This is a genomic window from Myxococcus sp. AS-1-15 (assembly GCF_020037055.1).
Taxonomy (GTDB): Bacteria; Myxococcota; Myxococcia; order Myxococcales; family Myxococcaceae; genus Myxococcus; species Myxococcus fulvus.
Genome location: NZ_JAIQDF010000021.1, coordinates 123216 through 148025, shown reverse-complemented (window position 1 = coordinate 148025; position 24810 = coordinate 123216). Strand labels below are relative to the sequence as shown.

The 24810-nt window shown below is 69.4% G+C and carries 22 protein-coding genes and 1 tRNA gene; 14 read left to right on the top strand and 9 right to left on the bottom strand.

Going from position 1 to position 24810, the window contains the following annotated elements:
• Window positions 1-11: 11 nt before the first annotated feature.
• The 7 genes from K8625_RS39125 to K8625_RS39095 are packed head-to-tail and all read left to right on the top strand — an operon-like array spanning window position 12 to window position 10082.
• On the top strand, window positions 12-2228 hold the full coding sequence (locus tag K8625_RS39125) for a type VI secretion system Vgr family protein (RefSeq protein ID WP_223785574.1): 2217 nt from the start codon (window positions 12-14) through the stop codon (window positions 2226-2228).
• A 6-nt stretch (window positions 2229-2234) separates the two neighbouring features.
• Window positions 2235-5042: a type VI secretion system Vgr family protein gene (locus K8625_RS39120; RefSeq protein ID WP_223785573.1), complete on the top strand. Its 2808-nt coding sequence runs from the start codon at window positions 2235-2237 to the stop codon at window positions 5040-5042.
• Between the two features lie 10 nt (window positions 5043-5052).
• On the top strand, window positions 5053-5556 hold the full coding sequence (locus K8625_RS39115) for a hypothetical protein (protein WP_223747561.1): 504 nt from the start codon (window positions 5053-5055) through the stop codon (window positions 5554-5556).
• Window positions 5557-5567: 11 nt separating this feature from the next.
• On the top strand, window positions 5568-5945 hold the full coding sequence (locus tag K8625_RS39110) for a PAAR-like domain-containing protein (protein WP_046714488.1): 378 nt from the start codon (window positions 5568-5570) through the stop codon (window positions 5943-5945).
• A 10-nt stretch (window positions 5946-5955) separates the two neighbouring features.
• Complete coding sequence (locus tag K8625_RS39105; protein ID WP_223785572.1) at window positions 5956-7944, top strand: hypothetical protein; 1989 nt, start codon at window positions 5956-5958, stop codon at window positions 7942-7944.
• A gap of 6 nt (window positions 7945-7950) precedes the next feature.
• On the top strand, window positions 7951-8982 hold the full coding sequence (locus tag K8625_RS39100; protein WP_223747559.1) for a DUF2169 domain-containing protein: 1032 nt from the start codon (window positions 7951-7953) through the stop codon (window positions 8980-8982).
• Window positions 8979-10082 (top strand): hypothetical protein, encoded by a 1104-nt coding sequence (locus tag K8625_RS39095; RefSeq protein ID WP_223747558.1) that lies wholly within the window; start codon window positions 8979-8981, stop codon window positions 10080-10082. The genes K8625_RS39100 and K8625_RS39095 overlap by 4 nt, the downstream gene beginning before the upstream one ends.
• A 7-nt stretch (window positions 10083-10089) precedes the next feature.
• On the opposite strand, the gene K8625_RS39090 is transcribed toward K8625_RS39095, so the two are convergent.
• Window positions 10090-11016: a type VI immunity family protein gene (locus K8625_RS39090; protein ID WP_223747557.1), complete on the bottom strand. Its 927-nt coding sequence runs from the start codon at window positions 11014-11016 to the stop codon at window positions 10090-10092.
• 119 nt (window positions 11017-11135) lie between these two features.
• Between K8625_RS39090 and K8625_RS39085 the strand changes: the two genes are divergently transcribed.
• The 5 genes from K8625_RS39085 (at window position 11136) to K8625_RS39065 (ending at window position 14525) form a co-directional block, all read left to right on the top strand.
• Window positions 11136-12041: a hypothetical protein gene (locus K8625_RS39085; protein WP_223785571.1), complete on the top strand. Its 906-nt coding sequence runs from the start codon at window positions 11136-11138 to the stop codon at window positions 12039-12041.
• 52 nt (window positions 12042-12093) lie between these two features.
• Window positions 12094-13233 (top strand): hypothetical protein, encoded by a 1140-nt coding sequence (locus K8625_RS39080; RefSeq protein WP_141328932.1) that lies wholly within the window; start codon window positions 12094-12096, stop codon window positions 13231-13233.
• 43 nt (window positions 13234-13276) lie between these two features.
• A complete protein-coding gene (locus tag K8625_RS39075) occupies window positions 13277-13600 on the top strand; it encodes a hypothetical protein (protein ID WP_223785570.1) in 324 nt (107 codons plus the stop codon).
• Window positions 13601-13718: 118 nt separating this feature from the next.
• Complete coding sequence (locus K8625_RS39070; RefSeq protein ID WP_141328936.1) at window positions 13719-14042, top strand: hypothetical protein; 324 nt, start codon at window positions 13719-13721, stop codon at window positions 14040-14042.
• A gap of 132 nt (window positions 14043-14174) precedes the next feature.
• Entirely contained in the window at window positions 14175-14525 is a 351-nt protein-coding gene (locus K8625_RS39065) for a hypothetical protein (RefSeq protein WP_223785569.1), read from the top strand.
• Window positions 14526-14600: 75 nt separating this feature from the next.
• Here K8625_RS39065 and K8625_RS39060 read toward each other — a convergent pair whose 3' ends face one another.
• Window positions 14601-15182, bottom strand: a complete 582-nt coding sequence (locus K8625_RS39060) for a hypothetical protein (protein ID WP_223747551.1) — start codon at window positions 15180-15182, stop codon at window positions 14601-14603.
• A gap of 638 nt (window positions 15183-15820) precedes the next feature.
• Window positions 15821-15892, bottom strand: a tRNA-Thr gene (locus tag K8625_RS39055).
• Between the two features lie 313 nt (window positions 15893-16205).
• On the opposite strand from K8625_RS39055, the gene K8625_RS39050 reads away from it, so the two are divergent.
• Window positions 16206-17756 (top strand): Glu/Leu/Phe/Val dehydrogenase, encoded by a 1551-nt coding sequence (locus tag K8625_RS39050; protein ID WP_223747550.1) that lies wholly within the window; start codon window positions 16206-16208, stop codon window positions 17754-17756.
• A gap of 160 nt (window positions 17757-17916) precedes the next feature.
• On the opposite strand, the gene K8625_RS39045 is transcribed toward K8625_RS39050, so the two are convergent.
• The gene (locus tag K8625_RS39045) at window positions 17917-18276 is read right to left on the bottom strand and encodes a PilZ domain-containing protein (RefSeq protein WP_046714499.1); all 360 of its coding nucleotides are present in this window, start codon (window positions 18274-18276) and stop codon (window positions 17917-17919) included.
• 169 nt (window positions 18277-18445) lie between these two features.
• Between K8625_RS39045 and K8625_RS39040 the strand changes: the two genes are divergently transcribed.
• Window positions 18446-19084, top strand: coding sequence for a DUF6066 family protein (locus K8625_RS39040; RefSeq protein WP_223747549.1), 639 nt, complete (start codon window positions 18446-18448; stop codon window positions 19082-19084).
• Between the two features lie 22 nt (window positions 19085-19106).
• Here K8625_RS39040 and K8625_RS39035 read toward each other — a convergent pair whose 3' ends face one another.
• The 5 genes from K8625_RS39035 to K8625_RS39015 form a co-directional block, all read right to left on the bottom strand.
• Window positions 19107-20564: a trypsin-like peptidase domain-containing protein gene (locus K8625_RS39035; RefSeq protein WP_223785568.1), complete on the bottom strand. Its 1458-nt coding sequence runs from the start codon at window positions 20562-20564 to the stop codon at window positions 19107-19109.
• Window positions 20565-20625: 61 nt separating this feature from the next.
• Window positions 20626-21261: a nucleotide exchange factor GrpE gene (locus K8625_RS39030; protein ID WP_223785567.1), complete on the bottom strand. Its 636-nt coding sequence runs from the start codon at window positions 21259-21261 to the stop codon at window positions 20626-20628.
• 98 nt (window positions 21262-21359) lie between these two features.
• Window positions 21360-21602 (bottom strand): RNA polymerase sigma factor region1.1 domain-containing protein, encoded by a 243-nt coding sequence (locus K8625_RS39025; protein WP_046714502.1) that lies wholly within the window; start codon window positions 21600-21602, stop codon window positions 21360-21362.
• A 108-nt stretch (window positions 21603-21710) separates the two neighbouring features.
• Window positions 21711-23756, bottom strand: a complete 2046-nt coding sequence (gene ftsH / locus K8625_RS39020) for an ATP-dependent zinc metalloprotease FtsH (RefSeq protein ID WP_223785584.1) — start codon at window positions 23754-23756, stop codon at window positions 21711-21713.
• Between the two features lie 149 nt (window positions 23757-23905).
• Complete coding sequence (locus K8625_RS39015; RefSeq protein WP_223785583.1) at window positions 23906-24802, bottom strand: hypothetical protein; 897 nt, start codon at window positions 24800-24802, stop codon at window positions 23906-23908.
• Between the last annotated feature and the right edge of the window lie 8 nt (window positions 24803-24810).

The window sequence follows — 24810 nt, the reverse complement described above, 5'->3', positions numbered from 1 at the left end:
GGGCGCTCATCATGGGAATGCGTCGACTGAGCCTGGAGCTGTCCCTGGAGGGGTTCGACCCCACCAGCTTCCGCGTCCTGCGGATGGAGGCCACGGAAGGGCTGAGCGAGGGCTGTCGGGTCCAGGTGGAGGCGGAGACGCCGGAGCAGGTGGACCTGGACGCGCTGCCGGGCACGCCGGCGGCCCTGTGGCTGCGCTTCCACGACGACTCGGAGGATCGCCCCTTCCACGGCGTGGTGACCGAGGCGCACCTGGAGGCCACGCAGAGCCATGCCTTCCGGCTGGTGGTCGTCATCTGCGCCCCGGTGGAGCTGCTCAAGCTGGGCCGCACCTCGCGCATCTTCCAGGAGCAGAGCGTCCAGGAGGTCGTCTCCAGCGTCCTCGACGACGCGGGCCTGGGGGACGCGTCCAGCTGGGATTTGACGGAGCCGCCCCCCACGCGCGTCAACGTGGTTCAGTACAACGAGAGCGACTTCGCCTTCATGTCGCGGCTGCTCCACTCGGAGGGCATCGCCTTCGCGGTGCACCACGAGGCGGACGGCGCGCGGCTGCTTTTCTTCGACGACAGCACCCGGCTGGAGCCCATCCGGGGGCAGAGCCTGCTGGTGGACCGGGACAGCAGCCAGCTCGACGACGACGTCATCATCGACCTGCGTGATGGCCGGAGCATGGCCTCCGACCAGGTGTTCCTGCGCGACTACGACTTCAAGCGCCCCGCGGTCGACCTGTCCGCGACCCACAGCGCCGAGTCCACCACGGGGCGCGAGGTCTACGAGCATCCGGGTGACTTCGTGGAGGCGGCGGCGGGCCGCACGCGCGCCAGGCGCCTGATGGAGCGGCTGCGAGTGGGGACGCGCACGCTCCAGGGCCAGAGCACCTGCCCGCGGCTGGAGCCCGGCAGGACGTTCTGCGTGACGGGGCACGGCCGGACGGAGGCCAACGCGGACCTGCTCATCACCCGCGTGGTGCACCACGCCTCCAGCGAGCACGACACGCAGCGGCCCGGCTTCTACTCGAACGAGGTCTGGGCCATCCCGCACACCGTGCCCTACCGGCCGGTGACGGCGCCGCCCAAGCCGCTCATCGGAGGCACGCAGCTGGCGTTCGTCACCGGGCCCTCGGGTGAGGAGATCCACACGGAGTCCTTCGGCCGGGTGAAGGTGCGCTTTCCGTGGGACCGCTCCGGCCTGAAGGATGACCGCAGCTCCACGTGGCTGCGCGTGGGCCAGCTTCCGCTCAGCGGCTCGCTCATCATCCCCCGCGTGGAGTTCGAGCTCCTGGTGGACTTCGAGCTGGGGGACTTCGACCGGCCCTTCGTCGCGGGCCACCTCTACAACGCCGAGCACACGCCGCCGTACGCGCTGCCGGACGGCGCCACGCGCAGCTCCATCCAGAGTGCGACCACGGGCGGCGGACCGGGCGCCAACGAGCTGCGCTTCGAGGACGCGGCGGGCGCCGAGGAGATCTTCATCAACGCGTCCAAGGACTACACGCTGCTGGTGGACAACGACGCGGAGATGACGGTCGCCAACGCTGAGCGCTGCTCGGTGGGCGTGGACAACACGGTGAGCGTGGGAGGCAACCACTACGCCAACGTCACCGGCAACCGGACGCTCAGCGTGGGCGCCAACCAGGACATCAACGTGGGGGGCGACTACACGGATGGCGTCGGCGGGGACTTGAGCGTGAGCGTCGGCGGCGCGCGCATGGTGAAGGTGGGTGGGGACATGGCCGAGAGCATCCAGGGCACCCTGGACCGGAAGGTGGCCGCGATGCAGGTGGTGACGGCGCTCGTCGCCTACACGCGCAAGGTGGTGGGGGCCTCCTCGACGAAGGTCGGCGCGGCCTGGATGGAGCTGGCGGGGAAGAGCCGGCTCGTTTCGGTGTCGACGAACTTCACGGAGACCATCGGCGCCCTGAAGTTCACCAAGGCCAAGCAGATGTCCGTCTCCTGCGGCGCGGGCTACGTGATGAACGCGGGCGTGGAGAAGGTGAAGTGCGGCGGCAGCAGGACCGACACGGCCAAGGGCCTGGTGGCCATCACCGCGGGCGGAGGCATGAAGGTGAAGGCCACCAACGTCACCTTCTCCGCCCAGAACAAGCTGGTCCTCCGGGGCGGCGCCTGCACGGTGGAGCTGCTGGCCAGCGGGCAGATCAACATCAAGGCCCCCACCGTCGTCATCAAGAACAACAAGGTGCTCAACCAGCTGCTGCACAAGAGCGCCTGAGGCTTTATGAGCGACTCGCCCTCGGCAGTGTCCGTCACCGCCAGCATCCCCGGTCAGCGGGGGGACCTGGTCGTCCACGCCCTGCGTGGCGAAGAAGAGGTGTCACGGCGGTTCGTGTTCGAGCTCGACCTGTCGGCGACGGAGCTGGCGCCGGAGGAGGCGCGCGGAGGGTTCGCCCACGTGGTGCTGGAGGACGCCTTCGGGCAGGTGCGCGAGGTGTCGGGGGTGGTGGACCGGGTCGATGTCGTCGCCACGGATGACCCGGCGCAGCTCGTGCGCTACCGGCTCACGCTCGTCCCGCAGCCGTGGCTCGTCGCGTACCGGTACGGCTTCCGCATCTTCCAGGAGCTGTCCGTCCCGGACATCGTGAAGGCCGTCTTCAAGGACGCGGGGCTCGAGGACAAGCTGTTCCGCTGGTCGCTGGAGGGCGCGTATCCCCGGCGTGAGTACTGCGTGCAGTACGACGAGTCGGAGTGGGACTTCGTGTGCCGGCTGCTCGAGGAGGAGGGCATCTGGTTCGCGTTCGAGCACAGCGCGGACGGGCATGTGATGGTGCTCTCGGACGCGAGCGAGTCCGCCGAGGTGATGGAGCCGGACGCCCTGCCCTTCCGCTACGACGCCTCGCTCGGAGGCGACGCGGTGGCGGTGTGGGACTGGCGCAGCGGCGTGCGCGCCAGCGTCTCCAAGGTCAGCCTGGACGACTACGACATGCTGCACCCCTCCAAGAAGCTGGCCGCGGACCAGCTCGCCGAGGACTCCGTGCAGGCGGAGTGGTACGAGTACCCGGGCCGCTACACGCAGCCCGCAGACGGCAAACGACTGGCGAAGCGTCGCCTGGAGGAGCTCCGGGGACGGCGGAAGTCCGCGCGGGCGCGCACCAACGCGATGACGCTGGCGCCGGGCCGGCGCGTGTCGCTGGTGGGCCACCCCTTCGCGGATGGCGAGTACTTCATCACCGCCTCGCGGCTGCACCTGCGCTTCCACGGCCAGCAGGAGCCCGGTCCGCTCGTGGACACCGGCGCGGCGCACTGCGAGGTGGACTTCGACGTGGTGCCCTCCGCGCAGGTGTTCCGTCCCCGACGTGAGACGCCTCGGCCGCGCATCCTGGGACTCCAGACGGCGCGAGTCACGGGGCCCTCGGGGCAGGAGCTGCACTGCGACGAGCATGGCCGCGTGAAGGTGCAGTTCCATTGGGACCGAGACGGCATGCTCGACGACAAGTCGTCCTGCTGGGTCCGCGTCACGCAGGCGCACACCACGGGCTCCGTGATGATTCCCCGCATCGGCTGGGAGGTGCTCATCGAGTTCGTGGAGGGAGACCCGGACAGGCCCGTGTGCCTGGGGCGCCTCTACAACCCGCTGAACCCGCCGGACTACAGCCTGCCCGCGCAGAAGACGGTGTCCGGGCACCGCTCCAATTCGTCGCCCGGCGCGGGGGGCTCGAACGAGGTCAGCTTCGACGACTCGGCGGACAGCCAGCGCGTCTACGTCAATGGCGCCTACGACATCAACATCAAGGCCGCCAACGACAAGAGCGCCAAGGTCGCGGTGAACCAGAAGCGCACCATCGGCACGAATCGGGAGATGTCCGTCGGCGCCAACGAGAAGATGGCGGTGAAGGGAATTCACAACGCCTCGGTGGGCAAGGACCACAAGGTCACCGTGGGCGCCAACCGCGCGGTCAAGGTCAGCGGCATCATCGGCGAGGAGATCACCGGCGCCGTCACGCTGAAGGTCGGCGGGCTGGAGAACATGCAGGTCGGCGACCCGGCGGAAGGGCTGCTCGAGAGCATCGAGACACTGGCCCTCGAAGGGGCGATCGCCCTCGCGGGCAAGGCGGCGAGCCGCGCCGAAGCCGCCCTGCTCGGGCCCTTGATGCCGGGGCTGAACGCTGCCCGGGAAGCGCTGGGCACCGCCGCGGAGCTGGCCGGCCCGGCAGCGGCCCTCCTCGGAGGCGACAACACCGCAGTGGCCGTCTTCGGCTCGGAGGTGGGCCAGCTCGCCGAGGACGGGAACCTGTCCCTCTCGAGCGTCATGGCATCCGGCATGGCGCAAGCCGTGTCGAGCGGCGCGCTGACGCGAGGGGGGACCGAGGGAGGAGGCTTCGGGGGCTTCGGAGGAGGAAGTGGTGGCGGAGGCGGCGCGGGGGGATCGTGGGATGCGCCGGCCACCGCGAACTCGGGTAGCGGAGGCGGCGGCGGTGGCGGTGGCGGTGGCGGAGACGGCGGTGGCGGAGGTGGTGGCGGAGGAGGAGGCGGCGGAGGTGGAGGCGGCGGAGGTGGAGGCGGCGGAGGTGGAGGCGGCGGAGGTGGAGGCGGCGGCTCCGGTACGTGGGGCACGACGGTCGAGGGCTCCGTCACCGAGAAGATCGGCGCGCTGGCGGTCATCAACGCGGTGACGGGAGTCTCGTTCGCGGTCGGCGGAGACTCGACGGAGACGATCGGCGCTGCCCGTATCGAGTTGATCAACGGTGGCAAGAACGAGCAGGTGGGTATCGCGAAGCTCGAGACCGTGGGCGCGTACATGGTGAAGGTGGCCAAGGCGCTCGCCATCGATGCGAAGGGGGCCGTGGCCATCAACGTGGCCAGCCAGACCCAGGACATCACCGGAGGCCACTCCATCACCGCGGGCGCCGCGGGCGTGGTGACCGCCGCCAATCTCAAGCTCGAGGCGTCCGGGAAGATCACCCTGACGTGTGGAGCCTCCGAGGTCGTCATCGATTCCAGCGGCGTGGCCATCAAGGGCGCGCTGGGCGTCACCATCGAAGGCACCTCCGAAATCAAGATGCACCCTCCCGCCATCATGCCGGGATGAGGAGAAGGACATGAGCATGCAGGCACTCAAGAGCGTGGCACGTGAAGAGGCCGAGACCTCCGAGGAGTCTCCGCGTCAGGTGAGGCTGGCACCGGCGCCCGCGGCCGCCCTGCCTCCGATGAGCCTGGGGCGACTGGTGGCGCGGGAGGGCGAGGGGTGGCGCGTGCGCATCGGCGCCACGGAGCACCTGCTCCAGGTGGACCCCGCGGTGGACCCCGCGCTCCTCGACGAAGCGCTCGCCTCGGGCGCGAGGGTCATCGTGGATGCCTCCGACGAGACGCCGCTCATCGCGGGCCTGCTCACCACGCAGCGCGCGCTGCACCTGGACCGGCAGGGAGCGGTCAACGCGCGCGTGCGCAGCTTCTCCGTGACGGCGGACGAGAAGGCGCTGCTGCGCGTCCCCGGCGCGTTCCTCCAAGTCACCGCGACCGAGGTCGAGCTGTACGCCGACCGGGTCATCACCCGTGCACGCGAGGTGGCCAAGGTCCTGGCCACCCTCATCAAGCTGAACTAGGAGCCCGCGCCATGAGCGTCACCGCGCTTGGAATGACGGTCGTCGGAGAGAAGAGCAAGCACACCGTGGTGCCCATGGCGCCCAACATGTGCCACACGCCCGCGGCGCCCAGCCCGCTGCCCATGCCCTACCCCATCACCGGGGACTCGGGCTCGCTGAGCGTCAAGTGCAGCAACATCGAGATCGAGAGCAAGCACGTCCACAGCTCGTTCTGCAAGACGGGGAACATGAAGGGCAACGAGCCCGGCGTCGCGCTCACCAAGGACATCACCGTCGCGGGCGTCAACCGCGGCGTGGCGTGGGGGCTGCCCGTCCCCGCCGTCACCGTGCACTTCGAGGGCAAGCCCGTCTGCGTGACGGGGAACGTGGGCTTCGGGGACTCCCGGTAGGGGCGTGGGCGTGACGGAGCGGATGGGCATCCAGACAGTCCAGGCGTTGCTCGATGAGGCGTTGCTCGGCTTGAGGGCGGTGACAGACCCGGCGCTGCCCGTCCGGCAGGCCGAGGAGCAGCTCGCGCTGGCCCTGCGTGAGGCGTACGAGGCCCACGCGGCGCGCGCGCAGTTCAACGTCCGGCGCGAGCGCATCCGCGCCATGGCGACGAACCTCCACGCGGCGGCGCGGCTGCTCGCGCAGGTCCCCACGGAGGACCCGGGCGGACTCGCGGAGCTGGCGCTGCTCCAGCAGGCCATGAAGGCGGCCATCGGCGCCCTGGGCGAGCCCTTCTCCACGGGCGCCGACGCGCGCCCACTGCCGCCCAAGGTCCGCGCCGAGCCCCTGCGCGCGAGCCTCCGCGAGCCCCGGCTGCTCGAGCCGGTGCGCGAGGTCCTCCTGCCGGCCATCCCCCTGCCGGAGCTGCCCGAGCCGGAAGCGCCGCCCCCTGCCCCACCCGCGGCGCCTCCGCCCGTGACGACGCTCGCGCAGCTCGACGCGCTGCTCGCCAAGGCGCACGCACGGCTGGCGGCGTTCGAGGCCGAAGAAGAAGACGACGAGGACGCCGCGCCGGAGGAGGACGAAGCGAGGGTCGCGGCGACGGACGCGCAGGCCCTGCCCCTCCACTTCGGCCACCCGAAGGCCGAGGAGGACGTGCTCTTCGGCCATGCGCGCACCTGCCTGGAGGAGCTGGGGATGTTCGGGCTGATGCGTCGGGCCCGGCCCCTCACGCCCTGGTCGAACAGCGAGCGCACCGAGCAACGGCTGGTGCGCCGCGTGGACGCCATCGTCGCCTGTGGCCCTCCCATCCTGCCGCGCCTGGTGAAGCTGCTGGAGGAGCGTCCCGAGCCGGACCCCGAGCTCACCTGGGCCAACGTGTTCCTCTTCGGCTCGCTGGCCGGGGACGACGCGCTCGACCAGGCCCTGCGCATCATCCGGACCGTGGAGCTGAGCGAGCCGAGGATGGCCGAGGCGGTGACGGACGCGCTCTCGCTCGCGCCGCATCCCGGCATCGAGCGGGCGGTGCGCCCGTGGCTGGACGCGGAGCTGCCGGCGCGGAGGGCCGCGGGCCTGCGCGTCCTCGCGCGGCGCGGCGCGCTCTCCGTGTCTGACGTGGAGCGAGGACTGGAGGACCCGGAGCTGGAGGTGATTCGAGCCGCGAGCCAGGCGCTCGGAGCCACCCAGGGTCCCGTGCCTCACCGCGCGCTCGAGCAGGCGCTGCGCCACGAGGACGAGGAGGTCGTCCGCGCCGCGCTGGAGAGCGCCCTGCTGCGAAGAAGCGAGCAAGGCCTGGAGCGAGCGCGCGCGTTGGTGCTGAAGGGTCAGGGCGCCTTCGCGGACGCGGCCCTCTTCCTGGCGATGTCCGCGGACGCGTCCGGAGCGGACGACCTGCGCGCCGCGCTGGACTCGGGTGACGTGCCCGCGGTGCTGCGGGCCCTGGGGTGGTTCGGGGACCTGTCGTTCATGGAGGTGCTGCTCGAGCACCTGGCGATGGACACTCCCGACACGAAGGTCGCGGCGCTGGACGCGCTGCAACGGATGACAGGCGCGTCCCTGACGGAGGACGTCCCGAGCCCCGAGTACACGCGGGACGCCCTGCCCTTCCAGCGACCCTTCACGCCGCCCACGCCCGTGCTCGACCTCGCGGACCGGGCCGTCGTGTGGGCGGACTGGTGGGCGAAGCATGGTCGCCATGCCAGGAAGGGCACGCGCTACCGCTTCGGACATGCGTGGAGTCCGAAGGTCTCCCTGTGGGAGCTGGAGGCTCCGGAGTCACTGCCCGCGATGCGCCGCTGGGTGCACGTGGAGCTGGCGGTGCGCACGGGCGGAGCCGTTCCGTTGGACCGCGCGGACTTCGTCGTCCGGCAGCTCGCGCAGCTCGAGGCCTGGAGGGTTCATGTGGAGTCGGGCAGCCGGCGGAGCCCGTCGGATGGATGGACGACGCGGTATGCGAGGTGACGTGACGTGAACACGCCCGAGCTGCTCAACGGCACCTCATCCACGGTGGCCCTCGTTCCCCAGTTGGGGATGGACGGAGGCATCCTGATGGTGGTCCTCATCAAGGAGCTCTTCTCCATCGCCCCGGGCAGCGCGCGGGTGACACGCGTCGGTGGCGCCCAGGTCCGCCACGCCGACGAGCCCTGGGACAAGAAGGCGCCCGAGGCCAGCAGCATCCAGCTCCCCGCGGACGTGTGCATCCGCAAGCCCTCCACGGATGTGGTGGTGGTGGGCAACGCCATGAGCAAGGGCGGCCAGGCCGTCAAGCAGCTGGACGTCCACATCGAGGTGGGCCCCGTCGCCAAGAGCCTGCGCGTGTTCGGCACGCGGGTCTGGTACCGGGGCGCGCTCGGGATGGCGCTGGGACCGCCGCAGCCCTTCACCAGCGTGCCCCTGAAGTGGGAGCTCGCGTATGGGGGCTTCGACGCGAGTGACGCCAACAAGCCGCCCGTGGAGGAGGCACGCAACCCCCTGGGGCGCGGCGTCGCGCGGGACTCGGACGCGCTGGTGAACCAGCTTGCTCCGCAGATCGAGGATCCACGCGACCTCATCTCCTCCGCCAGGACGCGGCCCGCGCCCGCCGGCGTGGGCGCCATCGGCAGACACTGGGAGCCCCGTCGTCGCTACGCGGGGACCGCGGACGAGAAGTGGATGAAGGAGCGCATGCCGCTGCAGCCGCTGGACTTCGACGAGCGCCACAACCAGTGCGCGACGCCCGAGCTCATCTGCCCCGAGTACTTGAAGGGGGGCGAGATGGTGAAGCTGCTCAACCTCTCCGCGGGCGGCTCGTATCACTTCGCGCTCCCCCGCCTGCACTTCGCGGTGACGGCGCGGACGGCGCAGGGGGACACGGACCACCGCCCGGTCCTGGACACGGTGCTGCTGCGGCCCTCGGACGAGGAGACGCTGGAGCTGACCTGGCGCACCGTGGTGCCCATGCCGCGCCCCGCGCGCCGCCTGCACTACATCCAGGTGCACGAGAAGGAGGTCGTCCGATGAGCACCGCTCGACACCTGGACTCGGCGCACTACGGCGGACGGTGGGGTTCGGCGCCCGTCATCGTGGGGACGGCCGCGTGGAACGGGCTGGCCTTCGCTCCGTACCAGACGTGGGCCTTCCGCCGCGCGGAGCTGTCCGCCTACGCGGAGACGCCCTTCCGCGCGCCCAACGGGAAGCGCGTGACGATGGCGCCCATCCGGACACTGCCCACCCGGGACTCGGGCGCCGAGCGGCTGGTGCCCATCGCCACCCGGACGTTGACGCAGCTGCTGACGAACCTGGAGGAGCTGCCGCCGAACGCGACCGTGGCCCTGGTGCTCTGTCTTCCCGAGCGGATGGGGGAGCGGACGCAGGAGGGCTTCGCCACGCAGCGACGCCAGGTGGAGAAGGCGCTGGTGCGGCTCCTGGAGGAGCGAGACGTCCGGCCCGTGGTCCACGTGGTGCCGCGGGGTCATGCCTCGCTGGCCTTCGCGCTCATCGAGGCGGGCGAGGCGCTGCGAGGCCGCAAGGTGGACGTCGCGCTCGTCGGAGGCGTGGACACGTACTACGACCCGGAGGTGGTCCAGACGCTCATCGACCAGCAGCGCATCTTCGATGGGGAGAACCTGGACACCTTCGTCGGAGGAGAAGGCGCGGCCTTCTGCGCGCTGACCCGGACGGACGTGGCGAAGCGGACGAAGTGGCCGGTGCTCGCGCGGCTCGACACCGTGGCCACCGACGTCGAGCTGGCCACCCAGGACAACGACATGCCCTGCATGGCGGCGGCGCTGACACGCGCGGGCCGCGTGGTGTCCGAGCGGCTCCGTGAAGAGCGACGCACGCTGGACTGGTGGCTCTCCGACATGACGGCGGAGGAGCTGCGCGTGCACGAGTTCAAGCTGGCCTGGCCTCGGGTGGCCCACGACGTGATGCCGCCGGAGGCCACGCTCGAGTACCTGTCCGAGTGCCTGGGGGACCTCGGCGCCGCGGCGATGCCCACGGGGCTGGCCGTCGCGGTGGAGGGCATGCTGCGAGGTGACCCGGGCGCGGCCACCTGCCTGCTGACGGGCTCGAGCGCGGGCGGCGCGCGCGGCGTGGTGCTGCTCTCACGGGAGCCGTGAGATGGGCTCAGCGCAGGTCCTCCGGGAAGACGAAGCGGCGCAGCCAGGCCCCTGTCTTCTGCTCCTCCTGGAAGCCACCCCAGAACTCGGTGGGCTTCTTGACGAAGTGGGGTTCCAGGACACGCGCCACCTCGGCGTAGGCGGAGGGGTACTCGAGCGCGTTGACGTCACCGAGCGTCGGGGCTTCACCCGCCTGGATGAGCGTGGTCCCCTTCAGCGTGTGCACGTGGACCTCGGACGTCCAGGCACGGGCCTTGAGCGCGGCGACGTCCAGCGCGAGCTTCCCGGCGAGGCCGTCACCCACGAGCGTGAGCCAGTTGCTCCCGGGCAGCCCTTCGCCCACGCACCAGGACATGGCATCCGGGTCCTGGATGTCGAGCCCGAGGTAGCGCTGGCTGGAGCGGTACAGACTCCAGAACGCTGTGGACTTGACCCACTCGTTCCAGGTGCCCACGTAGCCGCCCACGCCGCAGAGCAGGGGCCAGCGCTCGCCAACCTCCTTGGCCAGTTGAAGCAGCTGCTTCGGGTCGAGGGTCTCCGGCAGCAGCACCTGGAGGAAGCCTCGACGGCCCCGTGCCGCGTCCAGCTCCCGGTAGATGAAGCCGAGCCCTGGCGCTCCGAGGTCATCCACCAGGCGGAACGTGAACAGGTGCCTGACGCGGACATCGGCCCAGGAGACGGAGAGGGAGGCGAGCACGTCGTCGGCGACCCGAGGCGTGAAGCGGTGCCACTCCGGAAGCGTGGAGGTGGTGTACCAGGTGAGTCGCTCGGCGGGAGCCAGTTGGAGGAAGCGCCGGAGCAGGGCCGCGGCGCCCTCGGTGGCCCAGACGTAGGGCTCATCCAGGTACAGCGTCAGCCCGAGGGCATATCGGGTCAGCGTCACCTCCGGGTTCTCCGCGAGCACGTCGCCCCCCGGTCCACGCAGCTTCGACATCGTCACCGCCTCCTGGCAACACCCCGAGCGATGTACGACTATCACGAGACCGTGGCTTCAAGAGACCCAGGCGAGCTTCCCGCCGCCGCGAGGCGCCCCGTACCCGAGGACCCCACATCATGAAGCTCGCACACGCATTCCGCCGGGCCAGCGGAGACTCGGCCTGGGATTGCCATTTCCTGGCGGACCGGTGGGATGGCAAGGACTGGATGGAGGACCACGCGGAGTCGTGGGTGGGCCAGGTGGTGGACGGGCGCGTCTACACGCAGCTGGGCCAGGTGGGGTGGCTCACTTCGCTCTGGCGCTCGCCGTCGGGCACGGTCTACGTGGCCGAGGGCAGCTTCCGTCGCGGAGGGGTGCACATCAACCGCTCGGAGAATCCCTCGCGTCCGGCGTGGGAGTTCCACGAGCTGCCATGCGTCGTGTCGGGCATCTGGGGATTGGATGACCGGTTCGTGTTGGCCTGGGGACCGCATTCACAGCAGCGCAAGGAGTCGTTCTACCGCTGGGATGGCAGGCAATGGCATGAGCTTCCTTGCCCTGGCGAGGTCTTCGCGGTGCATGGGCTGGCGCCGGACCTGGTCTACGCGGTGGGTGGGGAGGGGCTCATCGCACGCTGGGATGGGGCGCGGTGGCATCCGGCACCGTCCTTCACGGAGGCGGTGATGACGGCTGTGCATGTCGTCAGCAAGGATGAGATGTATGCGTGCAGCGACGCGGGGGTGCACGAAGGCAGCGTCTATGGTTGGTCGGAGGTGGCGGAGTCCCCCGGGATGTTGATGAGCGTGGCGAAGTACCGGGAGCAGGTCTGGGTGGCGGGTGGGACGTATGGGCTCTTCACGCTGCGCGGCAATCAGCTCGAGGAGGTGGAGGCGCCTGTGAAGCCCCTGAGCCTGGACACCCGGAAGCGGCTGGTGATGGCCACGTCGGAGGGGTTGGTCGACACCGAGGACGCGAAGGAGTTCCGGACCATTCCGCTCGCGGACTTCGTCGCCTGCGTCCAGGACATTCCACGCAAGTGGTGAGAGACTCGATTCACGAAGGTCAGCGAAGCCGTCCGTTCGAGGGGGACCCGACATGACAGCCAGCGCGCCCACGCCACCACCGCACACACCCGTCAACTATCTCGAGGGCGGCGGCAGCAGCTTCTTCTCCCGGCAGTGCCAGCAACTGCTCATCCAGGCCAAGCTGAACCCGGACTGGTTCGGCTCGTATGACCACGTCGCCAAGCTCAACAAGGAGGCACGGGCCAAATGCAACCGTTGGGACACGGCGACTGCCGCGGAGCATGCCGCGGGGATGAAGGACGGGACTCCGCTGGAGCGGCCCACGGCTGGTGACCGCTATCTCGCCAGTTGCCAGTCAGGCCATCTTGTCCGTGACTCCAACTTCCGGGAGAGCGGTTCGGATGACATGGGCAATGATGCGCGCGGAGACCCCTGCCGGAACGTCATCGACGGCTATGAGTCGAATCGCGCACCCGCTGTTCCCCAGCAAGGCATGGCCTCCGAGAACATGGAGCACGGACGTCATACCCGCCGGGAGAACGCGGACACCCAACGGCGGCGCTACGAGAACTCCGAGACAGGTCGGCCGGAGACAGACTACAGCCAGCGCCAACGACACGCGGATGAAGACGAACGCGTCAACCAGTACGTGAGGGAACACCGGCAGCGGTGGCGTACCTCCGAACGCGAGGCGAACCAACAACCTCCAGGACTTGCAGGGGCGAGTGGGACGGGGGCAGGAGGCTCGGCCAGCGCCTCGGGAGGGCCAGGAGGCGCCGCGGGCGCGGGCCTGGGCTCAGTGAAGTCCCCAACCTGTCCTCCGGCCGACGTCGTTGATGGGAAGTCCGCCGCCAAGTGCATCAACAACTGGCGTAAGAAGGCCGAAGCACAGATGAAGCAGAAGATGGCGGATGACATGGCCAAACATGAGCGGGACAGCACCGTTCCCGCCTCATTCACGGGTTCGCCGCCACCGCCTTCTCGCCAGGACCAGTACCAGGCTCATCTGGACCAGAACGTCCACAATGCCACCGCCAACCGAGAAGCCGCACGGGGAACGCCCGGAGAGGATGCGGCCAAGGCGGAAGTCACCAGGGCGCGGCGAGCAGCCAATACCTTCCGGAGGGGGCGCTGCCGGGCTGAACAGGCCTCGCGCCTGCGCGGCGACCCTGGAGCAGGGCCTCCGCGAACCAAGGGCAGTGCGCGCTGAGCGTCATCCCTCTATTTCAACCTGTTTTCAAAGGTCCCCTCGAATGAGCCCCACGAAAATCGATACCGTCGCCGAGACAGCCACATCCTTCATCAGCAACTACCTCGTCCAGCGCCAGTACTTCACCCCATCTGATGAACTGGACGAGAACGACGACGGCTCCCTGCGGCTCTCGCTCTACAGAGCCATGCCGGACCAGACCTCGCCCGGAACCATCGTGTACACCTTTGTCTATGGGTCGAAGGTCGAGAAGGACGGTCCCGAGCTCCAGCAGTGGGTCGAGCAGATCATGGCCGCGCTGAAGGAGGCTCATCCCGAGGTCTCTCAGTTCAAGAGCACCATCGAACTCGACGCCTGGGACTACTGAAGGCCCATTCAATGCGGGCCGCGAGCCCCATCACGCGGCCTACATCGCCTGCAGACCCCAGATCGCCATAGCCGCCGACGGAGGGCCTACAGGAAGCCACATTCGGAACTTTCCTCGAATGAGCCCCACGAGAATCGATACCGTCGCAGATACCGCCACGTCCTTCATCGACGACTACCTCACCCAACATGGGAACTTCACGCCTGATGAGGAGGTTGACTCATCGGATCCCGGCGCTCTGCGACTCTCGCTCTACAGAGCCATGCCGGACCAGACGTCACCGGGAACCATCGTGTACACCTTCATCTACGGGTCGAAGGTCGAGAAGGATGATCCCGAACTCCAGCAGTGGCTGGAGCAGATCATGGTCGCGCTCAAGGAGACCCATCCGGAGGTTTCCCAGTACCAGAGCGTCATCGAGCTGAATTCATCGGACTATTGAGCAAGCGCGCTGCTGGGCCGGTCAGTCCATGCAATCGAGAAGAAAGCCTGAAGCGGGCCTACCACGCACTCTGGGCACGGCGGACAGAGCAGCCCCAAGCGCCGTGAAAGCAGGCTCATGAGGTCTCTTCAAATGAACTCCGCGAACATCAATACCGTCGCCACCACCGCGATGTCCTTCATCAATGACTACCTCGCCAAGCATCATTACTTCACGCCCTCGGACGAGGCGGACGAGGCGGACGAGGCGGACGAGGCGGACGAGAACGACGACGGAGTCCTGAGGTTATCACTCTACAGGGCCATGCCAGACATGAACTCGTCGGGGACCATCGAGTACGTCTTCATCTATGGGGCGAAGGTCCGGAAGAACAGCCCCGAGCTCCAGCAGTGGGTCCAACAGATCATGGATGCATTGAAGGAGACTCATCCGGAGGTCTCCCAGTTCGAGAGCGCCATCCGGCTCAACGCCTGGGACTACTGAGCCTCTACTCCACCCTGAGCAACGAACCCCACCGCGGGTGGCGACGAGCGCGCCACCCGCGGAAGGAAGCCCGGCTCACTCCATGGCGGAGACGACCTGCGCGTCACACGTGGTCGGGTTGATCCACGACTGCGCATTGTCCAGGTAGCAGAGGACGCCCTGCGTACCGTAGGCCGCCTGACCGATGGTGGCCGAACAGGTCGCGGTGCCGGCGTTGTACGTCACCGCCAGCTGCCAGAGGCACGTCTTCGCCGCGCCCGTCGGGTCCGCCGGATTGGTCGTGTAGTAGTACGTCTGCGTCACCGAGGTGGCCGGAGCAACCTCAATCTGGAAGACGCCGTTGACCGACGGCTTCGCGACGGGGCCGAGCGGGTTCGGAGGGGGAATGGGCAGGCGGACGCCGGAAAGCGTGCCACCGAAGCTGACATTGACGCCCGTCCAGTTGCCCACGGCGAAGGTCTGCAGAGGGTTCGCCAGGAGCGACACGCCACCCTCGGCGTGACGCGCCTTCAGCTCGAAGGTCTCCGTCTTCACCGCGGTGACGTACTCACCCCGGAAGAACTCCAGCCCACCAAAGTCGAACTGCTCGGCGGCGGCGACGGACGGCGCGAGGGACAGCAGGGAGACGGCCAGGAAACGCTTCACGTTCCTCGTCATGGGTATTTCTCCTGTGTTGTCTGGTGTTGGCCTGAGCCGCAACCTTCCTAACATCGGGCTCCCTTTTATTGCAAATCACAACAAGGAAAACACGCATTTCCAGTTAAAATGGAGGATTTCAATCAGCACTTGTCTGCCATTGCCCGGACCTGGAAGAACGCCACGGATGGGTCAGCGGCGCACCCAGGTGTCATTCGAGAACCGTGGATTCGTCCGCTCGCGGACACTCATCAAGTCAGACATCGAGAGCCGTGGAAAAATCCAGACGACTCCTCAAAGACACACACCCGAACCTCCCAGTGGGGTTACGAGGAACCATGCTTCGAGCCTGGAACCCCACGTCGGCTGCAGCGCCCTGACGCGGCCCTCACCTGCTCCGGCCGCCACGTCCGCGAGCGCGTCGTGCTCGCCCCCGCTTCGAAGAGACCTGGAGGAGTGGAGCCCCGCGCGGCGGCTTCCGGACACAACGACCGCGGGAACGCACGGAGGCGCGGAGCCCCCCCATCCCGGAGCCTCGAGCGCAAGCCCGCCCGCCTCCAGGGCGATGAGGCAAGCCCGGGAACCCGGCCGCCCGGCGAGCAGCACGCCGAAAAGAAAAAGGGCCGGCTGCTTTCGCAACCGGCCCTTCTCTACTCTCTAGCCGACACCCAGGCTTGAACTGGGGACCTACTGATTACGAATCAGTTGCTCTACCGCTGAGCTATGTCGGCGCAAGGCGGCGCGGGAAGTACCATGGCGTTCCGGGTAGGGCAAGCCGAAATGAAGGCCCTCCCGTTTTCAATCCGGCCCAGGTGCTTCGTTCCCCAACGAACAAACCCACCCCACCGTGACATCCATGACACGGTGCATCCGCCGTCGGTGACACAGCGCGTTGCCATAAGTCCCCGTCATCGCTCCGGTTTTTCGGGAGGAAGCGTGGCGCCACGGCGGTTGAACTCGGTTGGCGCATATGCACATAAGGGCGCCGCTATCCCCGCGTCCCCGGCCCGAGCGTGGCTGGGACCACAAGGAGCCGTTTTCGACATGGCCAGCGAAGAGAACTTCATGCGCGCTCCGGCGCCGACGCCGAAGCGCACCGTCTACACCGAGGCGATGGAGATCTTCCATCGGGCCGCCGACCTCATCAAGCTGGACAAGCGCGTCCGGCTGGAGCTCGAGGAGCCCGACTACGAGCACATCTTCTATGTGACGGCGAAGCTGAAGGATCGCCTCGTCCCGCTCATCCCCGAGCGCGCCAAGCAGTTCGCGGACCTGCCGGAGACGCAGGTGCGCAACAAGGAGGGCCTGGAGGCCCTGGCCAACGGCAGCATCATCCTCAACGGCCGCGCCCTCCTGGGCTCCGACGTGGCCATCCGCCAGGGCCACCTGCGCCTGCCGGACGGCAAGGTCTACCAGCTGGTCCCCGGCGAGTCCCAGCGCTTCAAGGCCTACCGCGTCCAGCACAACCAGGCCCGTGGCCCCTACAAGGGCGGCCTGCGCTACCACCGCGAGGTGTCCCTGGACCTCTTCAAGGCCCTGGCCGCGGAGATGACCTGGAAGACGGCCATCGCCGAGGTGCCCTTCGGCGGCGGCAAGGGCGGCATCCAGATCGACCCGCGCGAGTACGGCCGCGAGGAGCTGGAGGCGATCACCCTGCGCTTCATGTACCGGCTCAAGAGCCTCATCGGGCCCAACATCGACATCCCGGCCCCGGACGTGGGCACCAACCCGGAGATCATGGCGCTCCTGTACCGCCAGTTCTCCGACGGTGAGCGCGAGCGCCACAACCTGCGCGGCATCGTCACGGGCAAGGACGTGCGCATCGGCGGCTCCGAGGGCCGCGGCAAGGCCACCGGCCAGGGCGTCGCGTTCTGCATCGAGGACTACTACGCGGACCGCGGCGAGAGCGTGAAGGGCAAGACCTTCGTCATCCAGGGCTTCGGCAACGTGGGCAGCCACGCCGCCAACATCCTGGGCGGCATGGGCGCGCGCCTGCTGGCGGTCAACGACGCGGACGGCACCATCTACAACGGTGACGGCATCGACGTGCAGGCGCTCACCGCCTACGTGCAGGACCCCAAGAACCTCAAGCGCAGCGTGCTCGGCTTCCCGGGCGCCCAGCGCATCGAGAAGAAGGACCTGTGGGATGTCCAGGCGGACATCCTCGTCCCCGCCGCCCTGGGTGGCGAGATCACGGCGGACATCGCCGAGCGCCTCAAGGTCAAGCTCATCGCCGAGGGCGCCAACGGCCCCACCACCCCGGAGGCCGACCGCGTCCTGCAGAAGCGCGGCATCGAGCTCATCCCGGACATCATCGCCAACGCCGGCGGCGTGACGGTGAGCTACTACGAGTGGATCCAGAACAAGCGCATGGAGCGCTGGAGCGAGGCCGAGGTCGACCAGCGCCTGGAGCGCGCGATGAAGCGCAACTACCGCATCATCCGCGACATCTCCCGCAACCAGCCGCGCAAGACGGACATGCACGACAGCCGCCAGTACTGCGTCGGCGAGGCCGTGGACAGCCGCTGCGCCGCGATGATCCTCGCGCTCAAGCGCATCGAGGCCCACTACCTGCTCGAGGGCTTCTCGCAGTAGGCCCTCCCGCCTCCTGAAAGCACCAAGGGCACGGCTCTCCTCGTGAGGACCGTGCCCTTGTCATGTCGTGGCGCCCGCTGTGGCGGCCCCAGGCGGCCCCCTGTCCCGGGAGCGTCGTCGGGCCACCGGGCCGCTCAGCCAGGCGGCCACGCTACGAACCTCAGTGCATCACCCGCTCGCGGTCCACCAGGAGCAGCGGCGCGTCGTCGTGCGTCTCGTACGCCACGATTCGCAGCCCCACCCCGCGGCTGGAGCCCTCGCGCCCGTCCTTGCGGCCGAACGCCAGCGCCACCTGGTAGCGCACCTCGCACAGGCACGTCATCTCCGTGCCGTCCTCGCCCGCGAACGTCACCTTCAGCTTCTCCCCCAGCCCCACCGCGTCGCGGACCTCCACGAACATGCCTCGCGCGCTGATGTTGCGCCCCACCCCCCTCATCATCCCGTCCTGGGTGGTGAGGTAGACGGTGAAGACCTTGTCGAAGCGCAGGTGACTGCGGCGCTCTTGCGGACGCTCGAACACTGGGGGTGCCTCCCGGCAACAGGTGGTGACAGGCACACCCTACATGGTAGCCACATGTAGGCAATTTATTCACCTACATCCACCCCCACACACCTACGAGAAGGCTGCCCCCTGTTGCGCGGGGACATGGCACCATCCGGATTCCCCCCGTACCCCGGAGCCCCTCGTCTTGAGCCGCTTTCTGGTCGCCGCCGTCGCCCTCCTCCTGCCCACCCTGGCCCTGGCCGACGTGGACTCGCGCTTCGCCAAGCTGCGCGACGAAGCCGAGCCGCTGGGGGGCCTGGGGGCCTTCCTCGAGAAGTACATCGGCGCGTGTGAAGGGGCGCTGGTGGACCCGAAGTGCAAGTCGGACGCGGAGGCCTTCCGCAAGAAGTACCAGGGCAAGCGGCTGTACATGATCATCGGCGAGGACGACGCGACCATGCTGTCGCCGGGGCCGTACAACCCGGGCGCCGGGGAGTACACCATCAACATCACCCCGTTCTTCCCGGGCGGCCGCTACGCGCTCACCCACGGGGCTCCGAAGAAGCAGGACGGCAACGGCAACCCGGTGCTGCCCTTCCTCACCGTCACGGGCACGCTGCCGGAGGGGTGGAACGGCTCGCTCTTCTCGCGCATGTTCTCCATGCGGCAGGTGCGCGCCCAGGTCGTCTTCACGCCGCAGGCCGTGTGGTCCCTGCCGAAGAAGGGCGGCGGGAAGAACCACGGCGTGACGGCCCGCATCGACGGGCTCATCCTCACCGAGGGCCGCACGGGCCACCCGCTGGGCCTGTGGCTCAACGGCAAGGACGCCAACGCCAGCCGCTAGGCGGACGTCCTCGGGGGCTCCCTCACCGGGCGATGGCCAGGTACTGCTGGGAGTCCCCGCGCTTGACGCGCAGGAGGATGCTGGCCCCGGAGCTCCCCTTGGAGAGGGCCGCGCGCACCCCGGCCGCGTCCTTCACCCGCTTGCGGTTGACCTCCGTCACCACGTCGCCCATGCGCAGCCCCGCCGCCTCCGCGGGGCTTCGGGGCGACACCGCGGCCACCAGCGCCCCGTCCCAGGCCACCTGGTTGAGCGGCGCGGCCACCTCGGGCGTCAAATCCCGCAGCGTCAGCCCCAGGTCCTCGTCGCTCGTCACACGCTGGACCAGCCCCTCGGCGGCCTCCTGCGCGGGGCGCTCCACCAGCCGCACCGCCACCTCCTGCGTCGTCCCCTGGCGCAGCAGCGTCAGCTTCGCTTCCGTCCCGGGCGCCAGCAGCGCCACCTTCCGGAGCAGCTGCAGGTAGGAGCCGATGGTGCGCCCGTTCACCGCCACCAGCCGGTCCCCGGAGCGGATGCCGGCCGCGGCCGCGGGGCTGCCCTGGTAGACGTCCTTCACCAGCGGGGCCCGGCGCTCGGCGCTCTCCCGGTCGTCGTTGACGATGACGCCCAGCCAGCCGCGCGTCAGCTTCCCGTTCTCCCGCAGGTTCGGCAGCAGGTCCTTCACCAGGTTGATGGGCACCGCGAAGCCGATGCCCTGCCCCTGGCTGATGATGGCCGTGTTCACCCCCACCACCTCGCCCTTCATGTTGAAGAGCGGCCCGCCGGAGTTGCCCGGGTTGATGAGCGCGTCGGTCTGGATGAAGTCGTCGAACTGGCCCACGCCCAGCACGCGCTCCTTGGCCGAAATCATCCCGTGCGACACCGAGTGGTCCAGGCCGAAGGGGTTGCCGATGGCCACCACCCAGTCCCCCACCTCCAGCCGGTCCGAGTCCCCCAGGTAGAGCGCGGGCAGGTCCCCCATCTCCGAGCCGCTGAGCCTCAGCAGCGCCACGTCCGTGGACGCGTCGCGGCCCACCACCTCGGCGGAGAACTCGCGGCCGTCCGACAGGCGCACGGCGATCTTGCTCGCCCCCGACACCACGTGGCTGTTGGTGACGACCAGCCCGTCGGGCGTCAGCACGAAGCCCGAGCCCGTCGAGCGCTTCATCCCGGCAAGGCCACTGTCCCGGGGGCTCACCGTGGTGATGTTGACGACGCCCGCCTCCACCGCGCGGATCAACGGCGCCAGCGACGTGGGCGGCACGAAGGCGGGCAGGCCCGTCTCCCCGGCGGGGCGCTCGCGCCACAGGCCCAGCGCGCCGCCGGGGCGGGCCTCACCCGAGCCCTGGTACGAGAACCAGGCGGCATGCTCTCGCATGCGCGCCTGCAGCCAGGGCCCCACCGGCCCCTCCTCGGCGGACGCCGTCAGGGGGAGCACGGCCACGGACAACAGGACGAAGAGCAGTCGGGAAGCCACGAGGTGGAAGCTTATACGGCGGCGCATGACGAGCGACGGGAACAACCCACCCCGCCGCCGTCTTCCTCGTTTTCCGGTGGGGACGTCCTCAGGCCTGGGCGGGCGCCACGTACTTGGCCACCTTCACCCGGGCCGGGCGGATGACGCGCTCCTTGAGCCGGTAGCCCGCGCGAATCTCCGCCACCACCTTCTGGTCCTCGTCGGGCGAGGTGGTGATCTCCATGTCCGTGGCCTCGGCCACGTTGGGGTCGAACGGCTGCCCCATCACGCTGATGCGCTCGATGCCCATGCCCTGGGCCTTGCTCAAGAGCGAGTCGCGGATCATCCGCACGCCCTGCGCCAGGGGCGAGTTGTCCTGGCCGCTCATGGAGAGCGCCCGGTCCAGCTCGTCGATGGCCTCCAGGAGCGCCACGGCCACGTTGCCGCGCTCCACGTCCATCATCCGCTCGCGCTCGCGGGTGAGCCGCTGCTTGAACTCCTCGCGGTCCTTGTTCACCGCCTGGTAGGCGCGCGCCAGCTCGTCCACCCGGCGCCGGGAGGACTCCAGGTCGGCGCGCAGCCGCTCCTTCTCCGCGTCGGCCGCCTCGGAGACCACGTCATCGGCGGGCGTCCTGGCCTCGGCCTCGCCCGCCGCACCGGCCTCCGGGCCCGGCGGACCTCCGCCGTTGGCGGACTGGGCGTGCTGGGATTCCTGGGAGGGGTCGGAGTGCGAGGGACCGGACATGTCGAACCTGAAGTCGAGGTGGAAGAGCGCGCTTCACGCGCGGGTAGGCGTCAACAGGCGCAACCTAACCGCGCGCGAGTGCGTGTCAACGAGCGGAGCTAGTGCTCCTGGGCGGCGGGGGACTCGGCCATGAACCCATGGTCGACCTGTCCCGTCACCTCGTCGATGATCTCCACCTGGGCGGCCCGCAGCGAGTAGTAGAGGAGCCAGCGCTCCGCCGCCGTCAACGTCCCCGCCGGCAGCGCCTCCTCTATCTCCTGAACCGTGAGCCGCCCCTCCTTGAGCCCCTTCGCGAAGAGGGCCTTCCGGGCCATGTAGCTCTTGCCGATCCTGTTCTCCACGGCGACGCCTCCTTTAGGTCTCAAGATAATTTCGCCCCCCGGACACCGCAGGAATGCGCGGTGGCGGGGGGCGTGGGCCAGGCCGGAGAGCAGGCGCCCGGACGTCGGCTACGAGTCCAGGGGCTTGTCGGCGTGCTGCGTCGGCGGAGGCGGCTCCTCGTTGCTGCCCACCGGGTGGGCGGAGATGACCTGGCGGGCCTCGGGGTGCAACAGCCCCCGCTGCGCCAGCACCTTGGGGCCGAGGATGGTCACCATCGTGTCCTCCTCCACCACCTCCACCGCGAGCAGCCGCGCCGCCAGCGCCTGCACCTTGTCCCGGTGCTTGCTGAGCACCTCCCGGGCCCGGTCCAGCGCCTCGCTGACGAGCTTGCGCACCTCCTCGTCGATCATCCGCGCCGTCTGCTCCGAGTACGTCCGCGACTCGGGCAGGCCCGCGGAGCGCAGGAAGTTGGGGCCGTGGTCCGCGCTGAGCGCGACGGGCCCCAGCGTGCTCATGCCGTAGTCGCGCACCATCATCTTCGCGACCTCGGTGGCCTGCCGGATGTCGTTGGACGCGCCGGTGGACACCTCGCCGATGAAGATCTCCTCCGCGGCGCGGCCCCCCATCATCCCCGCCATCTTGTCGCGCAGCTCGTCCAGCGACATGAGGTAGCGGTCCTCCAGGGGCAGCGACATGGTGTAGCCCAGCGCCGCGAGACCGCGCGGGATGATGGAGACCTTCGTCACCCGCTCGGCGTGCGGCAGCATCCACCCCACCACCGCGTGGCCCGCCTCGTGGTGCGCGACGATCTCCTTCTCGCGCTCGTTCATCCGGCGGTTCTTCTTCTCCAGGCCCGCGACGACGCGCTCGATGGCCTCCTCGAAGTCCGCCCGCATCACCGCGTCGCGGTTGCGTCGGGCCGCCAGCAGCGCCGCCTCGTTCACCACGTTGGCCAGGTCCGCGCCCGCGAAGCCCGGCGTGCGCGAGGCGATGGTCTTCAGGTCCACGTCCGGGCCCAGCTTCACGCCGCGGGCGTGGATCTCCAGCACCCGCTCGCGACCGCGCTTGTCCGGACGGTCCACCAGCACCTGCCGGTCGAAGCGGCCCGGCCGCATCAGCGCGCTGTCCAGGATCTCCGGACGGTTGGTCGCCGCCAGGATGATGAGGCCCGCGCGGCTGTCGAAGCCGTCCATCTCCGCGAGCAGCTGGTTGAGCGTCTGCTCGCGCTCGTCATGGCCGCCGGCCACGCCCGAGTTGCGGCTCTTGCCGATGGCGTCCAGCTCGTCGATGAAGATGATGCAGGGCGCCTTGGCCGTGGCCTGGGCGAACAGGTCGCGCACGCGGGCCGCGCCCACGCCGACGAACATCTCCACGAACTCCGAGCCGGACAGGCTGAAGAACGGCACGCCCGCCTCGCCCGCCACCGCGCGCGCCAGCAGCGTCTTGCCCGTGCCCGGCGGGCCCACCAGCAGCACCCCCTTGGGGATGCGGCCACCCAGGCGGCGGAACTTCTCCGGCGTCTTGAGGAACTCGACGATTTCGCGCAGCTCGTCCACCGCCTCGTCCACGCCCGCCACGTCCTTGAAGCCCACGCCGGTGTCGGCCTCCGCCTGCACCTTGGCGCGCGTCTTCCCGAAGCTCATGACGCTCTGCGGACCCTGGCCGATGCCGCCGGCCACCCGGCGCATCATGAAGCTCCAGAAGAGGAAGAACAGCCCCAGCGGCAACAGCCAGATCCACAGGGCCTCGCCCAACCCGGACTGCGGCACCGCCTCGAACTGGACGCCCTTCTGCTCGAGCAGCGGCACCAGCGACTCGTCCCCCTGGACGCGGTAGGCCATCCACGGCAACGCGCTGGGCTCGCCTCGCAGCGGACGCTCCCCCTGCGCCGGCGGAGGCGGCTGGGCGGTGTCCTTGAGGAAGCCCTTCACCCACTCGTTGGAGATCTGGACCCGGCTGAAGTTGCCGGACTCCACCGCGTCCCGGAACTGGCTGTAGCTCACCCGGCGGACGCCCGCGTCCTGGAACACGTTCCGGAAGAGAAGGAAGCCCAGGACGAGCAGCAGGATGTAGCCCAGCGGTGAGCCGAACTTGAACCCCTTGCCCGGCGTCCCTGGCTTGTCGGACTTCTTTCCCCGCGGGCCCACACCCGGCGGGAGCTCCTGTGGCTTCATCGTCGGCACGCTCGCCCTCCCCCTCCCCGCTCATTCGGGCCCCGTGCCCGGATGGCGTCACACTCAGCCGGGCAAAGATGTTCACCGGCGCCAGAGCGTCAACCCGCTGGACGGTTTCCCTGCACCCCGGACGCACCCGAGTCGCGAGATCAGCGACACCCGACGCGCCACAACGGTTGACCGGTGAACTCCGTCCCCAGCAGATACCCCTCGCCATCCGACAGGTACGACACCGCCTCGGCCTGCGCCTGGGGTCCGCCCGGCACCTCGACGAGCGAGCCCTTCAAGAGCGACTCGAAATCCTCCGCCCCCGGCTGGCGCAGCTCCCACACGCGCGAGTAGGTGCGAATCAGCATCCGCTGTCCGGAGGCCTGCAGCGACGCGCCCGTCGTCGCGCGGTCCACGCCCCCGGGCGCCTCCAGCGCTCCCAGCTTCGTCGCCTGGATGGCGGCGCCGGGCTTCAGGCCGTCCAGCGCGAAGACCTCCCCCAGCGAGCGCCGCGTCTTGGTGAGGACCATGAGCCGCCCCGAGCGCGCGTCCGCCACCAGCGCCTCCACGTCATGGGCGCCGTCCGGATAGGTGAAGGCCAGCACCTCCACGGCCACCGTCGCGTCGCCGAGCGCGTCCGGCTCCGGCAGCCGGTACAGGCGCACCTGGTCGCGAATCTCGAAGTTGTCGCCCGTGTCCGCCAGGAAGACACACGTGCGCGTCTCCCCGGGTGAGCAAGGCCCCACAGCCACGTCCTCCAGATCCCGGGGCTGGGCGCCGGTGAGCTTCAGCCGGGCCCGCACGCGGCCGGTCTCGTCGATGGCGAACAGCTCGAAGTCGTTGCCGGAGTCGTTGTGGGCCCAGAAGACGCCGGGGAAGCGGCGGCTGGCGGCCAGGCCGGACAGCTCCGGCAGCTCGGAGGGCACCTCACCGGTGCGCAGCGGCACGCCGTACCAGGTGCACCCGGGCAGGCCCGTCGCCGGGGGCTGGGCGCCGGCGTCCTCGACGCCCGAGTCGGGCGGCAGGGGCTTGGGGCTGGAGCAACCGGCGAGCCCCATCCCCACGA

Coding starts and splice junctions, on each gene's coding strand:
- K8625_RS39125 (WP_223785574.1), top strand. CDS start 12: ATGGGAATGCGTCGACTGAGCCTGGAGCTGTCCCTGGAGGGGTTCGAC.
- K8625_RS39120 (WP_223785573.1), top strand. CDS start 2,235: ATGAGCGACTCGCCCTCGGCAGTGTCCGTCACCGCCAGCATCCCCGGT.
- K8625_RS39115 (WP_223747561.1), top strand. CDS start 5,053: ATGAGCATGCAGGCACTCAAGAGCGTGGCACGTGAAGAGGCCGAGACC.
- K8625_RS39110 (WP_046714488.1), top strand. CDS start 5,568: ATGAGCGTCACCGCGCTTGGAATGACGGTCGTCGGAGAGAAGAGCAAG.
- K8625_RS39095 (WP_223747558.1), top strand. CDS start 8,979: ATGAGCACCGCTCGACACCTGGACTCGGCGCACTACGGCGGACGGTGG.
- K8625_RS39090 (WP_223747557.1), bottom strand. CDS start 11,016: ATGTCGAAGCTGCGTGGACCGGGGGGCGACGTGCTCGCGGAGAACCCG.
- K8625_RS39085 (WP_223785571.1), top strand. CDS start 11,136: ATGAAGCTCGCACACGCATTCCGCCGGGCCAGCGGAGACTCGGCCTGG.
- K8625_RS39080 (WP_141328932.1), top strand. CDS start 12,094: ATGACAGCCAGCGCGCCCACGCCACCACCGCACACACCCGTCAACTAT.
- K8625_RS39075 (WP_223785570.1), top strand. CDS start 13,277: ATGAGCCCCACGAAAATCGATACCGTCGCCGAGACAGCCACATCCTTC.
- K8625_RS39070 (WP_141328936.1), top strand. CDS start 13,719: ATGAGCCCCACGAGAATCGATACCGTCGCAGATACCGCCACGTCCTTC.
- K8625_RS39065 (WP_223785569.1), top strand. CDS start 14,175: ATGAACTCCGCGAACATCAATACCGTCGCCACCACCGCGATGTCCTTC.
- K8625_RS39060 (WP_223747551.1), bottom strand. CDS start 15,182: ATGACGAGGAACGTGAAGCGTTTCCTGGCCGTCTCCCTGCTGTCCCTC.
- K8625_RS39050 (WP_223747550.1), top strand. CDS start 16,206: ATGGCCAGCGAAGAGAACTTCATGCGCGCTCCGGCGCCGACGCCGAAG.
- K8625_RS39035 (WP_223785568.1), bottom strand. CDS start 20,564: ATGCGCCGCCGTATAAGCTTCCACCTCGTGGCTTCCCGACTGCTCTTC.
- K8625_RS39030 (WP_223785567.1), bottom strand. CDS start 21,261: ATGTCCGGTCCCTCGCACTCCGACCCCTCCCAGGAATCCCAGCACGCC.
- ftsH (WP_223785584.1), bottom strand. CDS start 23,756: ATGAAGCCACAGGAGCTCCCGCCGGGTGTGGGCCCGCGGGGAAAGAAG.
- K8625_RS39015 (WP_223785583.1), bottom strand. CDS start 24,802: ATGGGGCTCGCCGGTTGCTCCAGCCCCAAGCCCCTGCCGCCCGACTCG.